This window comes from Sphingomonas sp. (genome assembly GCF_031426035.1).
In the GTDB taxonomy this organism is placed as follows: Bacteria; Pseudomonadota; Alphaproteobacteria; order Sphingomonadales; family Sphingomonadaceae; genus Sphingomicrobium.
This window is the reverse complement of record NZ_JANPKO010000110.1, coordinates 1-4172: the sequence shown is the minus strand read 5'-3', so window position 1 is coordinate 4172 and position 4172 is coordinate 1. Positions and strand designations below refer to the sequence as shown.

General features: G+C 69.5%; 5 protein-coding genes. 1 reads left to right on the top strand and 4 read right to left on the bottom strand.

Annotation, left to right across the window (positions count from 1 at the left end):
- Together RMP08_RS08115 and serS are read right to left on the bottom strand one after the other, a co-directional pair.
- On the bottom strand, positions 1 to 652 hold a 652-nt coding region (locus RMP08_RS08115; protein ID WP_310468489.1), incomplete at its 3' end, for an alpha/beta fold hydrolase.
- On the bottom strand, positions 649 to 1911 hold the full coding sequence (gene serS / locus RMP08_RS08110) for a serine--tRNA ligase (protein WP_310468488.1): 1263 nt from the start codon (positions 1909 to 1911) through the stop codon (positions 649 to 651). The genes serS and RMP08_RS08115, both read right to left, overlap by 4 nt.
- 74 nt (positions 1912 to 1985) lie before the next feature.
- Here serS and RMP08_RS08105 point away from each other — a divergent pair, with 74 nt between their 5' ends.
- Positions 1986 to 2945, top strand: coding sequence for a DUF808 domain-containing protein (locus RMP08_RS08105; RefSeq protein ID WP_310468487.1), 960 nt, complete (start codon positions 1986 to 1988; stop codon positions 2943 to 2945).
- Positions 2946 to 2990: 45 nt separating this feature from the next.
- On the opposite strand, the gene RMP08_RS08100 is transcribed toward RMP08_RS08105, so the two are convergent.
- Both RMP08_RS08100 and yghU read right to left on the bottom strand, forming a co-directional pair.
- Positions 2991 to 3503, bottom strand: a complete 513-nt coding sequence (locus RMP08_RS08100; RefSeq protein WP_310468486.1) for a flavin reductase family protein — start codon at positions 3501 to 3503, stop codon at positions 2991 to 2993.
- Positions 3504 to 3546: 43 nt separating this feature from the next.
- A partial coding sequence (yghU, locus tag RMP08_RS08095; protein WP_310468485.1) for a glutathione-dependent disulfide-bond oxidoreductase occupies positions 3547 to 4172 on the bottom strand: 626 nt, incomplete at its 5' end.

Sequence of the window (4172 nt, the reverse complement as noted above, 5' to 3'; positions counted from 1 at the left end):
GCTCCGACCGTGCCGCCGGCCGCGACACCGCGAAGGCCATGTGGCCGCACGTCAGCTCGACCGCGCGGTCGCTTTCCTCGGGGAGCCCGCGCGCCGCGCGCGGGGCGCTGATGCCGTCGCGCCGCGACCACATCGCCAGCGTCGGCACCGGCGGCTTGGCGGTGATCCGCGGGATCGGCGGCTGATCGACCGAATGGCCGGCGACCCGCTCGTACAGCCGCCAAACATTGTTCCACTTGGGGTCGCCGGAGAACGGCGAGCCCATCGTCACCACCGCGCGCACGCGGCTCGGAACCGCCCGCGCCAGCTCGCGCGCGAACACCCCGCCAAGACTCCACCCGACCACCAGCACCGGCCGCTCATCTCCGACCCCATCCAGGCACGCGCACAGCCGCTCGACGGTGTCCGCCCGCGCCCCCCAGTTCATCCCCTGCCGCCACGGGTGAACGCGATACCCTGCTTCGGCGAGAGCGCGGCGCAGCTCCATCGTCGTGCGGTCGTTGGCGATGAAGCCGGGGATGACCAGCGCCGGCGGGCCGTCGATCGGCCCGCGCGGCCCGAGATGCCCGAACCCGCGCCAGAACCGCGCACCGAGCGCCGCGGCCTCGGCGATCCGCCGCCAGCCGGGCGGCGGCGCCTCGTCCGACGTCACAGGAATTCGTCGCCCCCCATCAGCGGCCGCAGCGCCTGCGGCAGCCGCACCCGCCCGTCGGCGGTCTGGTGGTTTTCGAGCAGCGGCACGAGGATCCGCGGGCTCGCCAGCGCGGTGTTGTTGAGGGTGTGGGCGAAGCGCACCTTGCCGTCGGCGCCGCGGTAGCGAAGGTTCGCCCGCCGCGCCTGCCAGTCGTGCAGGGTCGAGCAGCTGTGCGTCTCGCGATACTTGCCCAAACTCGGCACCCAGCTCTCGAGGTCGTTCATGCGGTACTTGCCGAGCCCCATGTCGCCGGTCGAAGTCTCGATCACCTGGTACGGGATTTCGAGCAGGCCAAGCAGCAGCTCGGCCTGCGACAGCAATTTGGCGTGCCATTCGGCCGACACCGCCTCGTCCGCCTCGCACAGCACATATTGCTCGACCTTGACGAACTGGTGAACGCGCAACAGCCCGCGCACATCGCGCCCCGCGCTGCCCGCCTCGCGGCGGAAGCATGGCGAGTAGCCCGCGTAGAGAATCGGCAATTTATCCGCCTCGACGATCTCGCCGGCATGGAGCGAGGTCAGCGCGACCTCCGCCGTTCCCGCCAGCCACAGATCGTCGTTGGGCAATTCATACGTCTCGTCGACGTGCCCCGGAAACTGCCCCTGCGCCTCGAACGCGGACGCGCGCGCAATGGCCGGCACCGTGATCGGGGTGAAGCCGGCACTAGCGATGGTCTCCAGCGCCCACGCCATCAATTTCATCTCGAGCAGCGCCAGCCGCCCCTTGAGGCAATAGGTCCGCGATCCCGACACCTGCGTGATGCGCGTCAGATCGGCCCAGCCGTTGCGCTCGATCAGCGCGACATGGTCGAGCGGCTCGAACTCGAACTTGGGCGGTGTGCCCTCGCTGCGGATGACGACGTTGGAATTCTCGTCGGGCCCGACCGGCGCGCCCGCGAACGGGATGTTGGGCAAGCGCAGGAGCAGTGCTTTGAGCGCCGCCTCCTTGTCCCCGAGCTGCGCCTCAAGCTCGCCCGCCCTGGCGCCCGCTTCCTTGGCGACACGCCCAAGCTCGCCGCGCTCTTCCGGCGTCGCATCCTTGAACCGCGCGCTGACCGCGTTCCGCTCGGCCCGCAGCCCCTCGATTTCGGTCTTGAGCCCGCGCACCTCGCCGTCGAGATCAAGCAGCGCGCCAAGGTCGGCATCGACCCCCTTGTCGCGGATCGCCGCCTCCACCGCGTCGCGGTTGGCCTTGATGAATTCCATCCCCAGCATGTTCGCCAACTGCGCGAAAGGCAGACAAGAGGCAAGGCATTGCCCGCCGCCACGACTTGCGCCAAAGGCACGCCATGCCCTCCGGCCTGATCGCTCTCCTCGACGACGTCGCCACCATCGCCAAGCTTGCCGCCGCGTCGATCGACGACGTCGGCCTTGCCGCCGGCAAGGCGAGCACCAAGGCGGCCGGGGTGGTGATCGACGATACCGCCGTCACGCCGCGCTATGTGGTCGGCCTGGCTCCCGAGCGCGAGCTTCCGATCATCGGCAAGATCGCCCTTGGCTCGCTCCGCAACAAGCTGCTGATCCTGCTCCCCGCGGCGCTGCTGCTGACCGCCTTCGCGCCGGTCCTGATCACGCCCCTGCTGATGCTGGGCGGCGCCTATCTGGCGTTCGAGGCGACCGAAAAGATCCTCGAGAAGCTGCTTCACGAGCACCACCACGCCGACCAATTGGTCGATGCGCTGGACGACCCGGCCGAGCTCGAGAAGCTGCAGGTCAAGGGCGCCATCCGCACCGACTTCATCCTGTCGGCGGAGATCATGGCGATCGCGCTCGCCAGCCTTGGCAAACTGTCGCTGGCGACCACCGCGGCGGCGCTGGTCGCGGTCTCGCTGGGGATTACCGCGGGCGTCTACGGCGTCGTCGCGATTATCGTGAAACTGGACGATATCGGGCTTCATCTCGCCGAGCGCAGCAATCCGGGCGCACGCGCCTTCGGCAACGGGCTGGTCCACGTCGTGCCCAAGCTGCTGGTCGGGCTGTCGGTCCTCGGCACCGCGGCGATGCTGTGGGTCGGCGGCGGGATCATCCTCCACGGCCTGGAAGAACTGCACCTGCTCGAGGCGGTGCCCCACGCGGTGCACGAATGGTCGGTCGCCGTCGGCCGCTCGGCCGGAGCGATCGGGCCCGCCGTCGAATGGCTGGTCTATGCGCTGGGCGGCGCGGTGGTCGGGCTGGTGGTCGGCGGGGTGATCGTCGCGATTGTCCGCCAGTTCACTTCGCACCCCGAAAAACTGGTGGTCGACCTCTAGTCGCCCCCCTCGGGGGAGGAGGCGCGCAGCGCCGGAGGGGGACCTCTAGTCGAAGTGCAGCCGGCGGTAGCGCCCGCGGAAATAGAGCAACGGGTCGAGGTGCGGGTCGAAGCTCGCCTTGACCACCTCGCCGACCAGGATGTGATGATCGCCGCCCTCGTGCACCGCGTGGACCGCGCACTCGAACACGCCGAGCGACTCCATCAGAACCGGCGCGCCGGTCTCGCCGGTCGACCACGGGGTCGCCCCGAAGCGGTCCTCGGCGCGGGTCGAAAAGCGGATCGAGGCCGGCTGCTGGCCGGTCTGCAGCACGTTTACCGCGAAGTGCCTGGCCGCGGTCAGCACCGCCGCGCTCGCCGCGGTCTTGGCCACGCACACCAGTAGCAGCGGCGGGTCGAGACTGACCGAGGTGAAGCTGTTGGCGGTCAGCCCGACCGGCTGGCCCGCGGCATCGAGGCAGGTGACCACCGTCACCCCCGTCGCGAAGCAGCCCAAGGCGTCGCGCAAGGTGCGCGGGTCGGATCCACAGCGGAAGTCGGTCGGGGCATCGGCGGCCATCGCTGCGGCTATAGCCGCGCCGCCGCCGCCGTCACACCCCGCCTTAAGCCGCGTCGTGGGGCTCTCCGGCCGGCTCGAGCTTGTCCTGCGTGCGCAGCTCGAAGTCGCTCGCGTCGTGGCGCTCGTGAAGCTGCTCGGACAATTCGCCGAAGGTGCGATTGACCATCCGCCCGCGCTGGACCGCGGGCCGCTCGGCGATCTCCGCCGCCCACCGCTGGACATTTTTATAGTCGGCGGTGGCGAGGAAGGTCGCGGCGTCGCCGTAGACCTTGCCCTGCGCGACCTGCCCGTACCACGGCCAGATCGCCATGTCGGCGATGCTGTAGTCGCTGCCCGCGACGTAGCGATGGTCGGCGAGCTGCCGGTCGAGCACGTCGAACTGGCGCTTGGCCTCCATCGCGTAGCGGTTGATCGGATATTCGTATTTTTCCGGCGCATAGACGTAGAAATGCCCGAACCCGCCGCCGAGGAACGGCGCGCTGCCCATCTGCCACATCAGCCACGACAGGGTTTCCGCGCGCGACGCGCCGGACTCGGGCAGGAACGCCCCGAATTTTTCCGCAAGGAAGAGCAAAATCGCGCCCGATTCGAACACCCGCACCGGCTCCGCGCCGCTGCGGTCGACCAGCGCCGGGATCTTGCTGTTGGGATTGACCGCCACGAACCCGC

What these genes read in the sequence shown, in the direction of transcription:
- serS (WP_310468488.1), bottom strand. Translation starts at nt 1,911, where the DNA reads ATGCTGGGGATGGAATTCATCAAGGCCAACCGCGACGCGGTGGAGGCG.
- RMP08_RS08105 (WP_310468487.1), top strand. Translation starts at nt 1,986, where the DNA reads ATGCCCTCCGGCCTGATCGCTCTCCTCGACGACGTCGCCACCATCGCC.
- RMP08_RS08100 (WP_310468486.1), bottom strand. Translation starts at nt 3,503, where the DNA reads ATGGCCGCCGATGCCCCGACCGACTTCCGCTGTGGATCCGACCCGCGC.